Raw genomic sequence first — 1,849 nt, 5'->3', positions numbered from 1 at the left:
AACACAGTGGACGCGAGCAACTGAGGACAAGCCCTCGGCCTATTAGTACCAGTCAGCTCCACCCGTTACCGGGCTTCCACATCTGGCCTATCAACCCAGTCGTCTACTGGGAGCCTTAACCAATCAAGTTGGTGGGAATACTCATCTCGAAGCAGGCTTCCCGCTTAGATGCTTTCAGCGGTTATCCTTTCCGAACGTAGCCAACCAGCCATGCCCTTGGCAGAACAACTGGCACACCAGAGGTTCGTCCGTCCCGGTCCTCTCGTACTAGGGACAGCCCTTCTCAATATTCCTACGCGCACAGCGGATAGGGACCGAACTGTCTCACGACGTTCTAAACCCAGCTCGCGTACCGCTTTAATGGGCGAACAGCCCAACCCTTGGGACCGACTCCAGCCCCAGGATGCGACGAGCCGACATCGAGGTGCCAAACCATCCCGTCGATATGGACTCTTGGGGAAGATCAGCCTGTTATCCCCGGGGTACCTTTTATCCGTTGAGCGACAGCGCTTCCACAAGCCACTGCCGGATCACTAGTCCCGACTTTCGTCCCTGCTCGACCCGTCGGTCTCACAGTCAAGCTCCCTTGTGCACTTACACTCAACACCTGATTGCCAACCAGGCTGAGGGAACCTTTGGGCGCCTCCGTTACTCTTTAGGAGGCAACCGCCCCAGTTAAACTACCCATCAGACACTGTCCCTGATCCGGATCACGGACCCAGGTTAGACATCCAGCACGACCAGAGTGGTATTTCAACGACGACTCCACAACCACTGGCGTGGCCGCTTCAAAGTCTCCCACCTATCCTACACAAGCCGAACCGAACACCAATATCAAACTGTAGTAAAGGTCCCGGGGTCTTTCCGTCCTGCTGCGCGAAACGAGCATCTTTACTCGTAGTGCAATTTCACCGGGCCTATGGTTGAGACAGTCGAGAAGTCGTTACGCCATTCGTGCAGGTCGGAACTTACCCGACAAGGAATTTCGCTACCTTAGGATGGTTATAGTTACCACCGCCGTTTACTGGCGCTTAAGTTCTCAGCTTCGCCGACCCGAAAGTCGGCTAACCGGTCCCCTTAACGTTCCAGCACCGGGCAGGCGTCAGTCCGTATACATCGCCTTACGGCTTCGCACGGACCTGTGTTTTTAGTAAACAGTCGCTTCTCGCTGGTCTCTGCGGCCACCCCCAGCTCAGGAAGTAAATCCCCTCACCAGGAATGGCCCCCCTTCTCCCGAAGTTACGGGGGCATTTTGCCGAGTTCCTTAACCATAGTTCACCCGAACGCCTCGGTATTCTCTACCTGACCACCTGAGTCGGTTTAGGGTACGGGCCGCCATGAAACTCGCTAGAGGCTTTTCTCGACAGCATAGGATCATCCACTTCACCACAATCGGCTCGGCATCAGGTCTCAGCCTTAACGTGTGACGGATTTACCTACCACACGGCCTACACCCTTACCCCGGGACAACCACCGCCCGGGCTGGACTACCTTCCTGCGTCACCCCATCGCTTACCTAGTACAAGTCTGGTTCGTCGGCTCCACCACTACCCTCAACTCCGAAGAGATCGGGCCGGCTTCACGGACTTAGCATCGCCTGATTCAGTATTGGGCGTTTCAAAGCGGGTACCGGAATATCAACCGGTTGTCCATCGACTACGCCTGTCGGCCTCGCCTTAGGTCCCGACTTACCCTGGGCAGATCAGCTTGACCCAGGAACCCTTAGTCAATCGGCGCACACGTTTCTCACGTGTGTATCGCTACTCATGCCTGCATTCTCACTCGTGAACCGTCCACAACTCGCTTCCGCGGCTGCTTCACCCGGCACACGACGCTCCCCTACCCATCC

Annotated in this window: 1 rRNA gene; it reads right to left on the bottom strand. The window is 56.2% G+C overall.

The annotated features are described in order from the left end of the window. Nucleotides 1-22 precede the first annotated feature (22 nt). Nucleotides 23-1,849: ribosomal RNA gene (locus ACZ7L9_RS38085) — 23S ribosomal RNA — on the bottom strand; the annotation flags it as partial.

Source organism: Streptomyces sp. NPDC111516, assembly GCF_055635345.1.
This window is presented reverse-complemented; position numbering and strand designations above follow the sequence as displayed.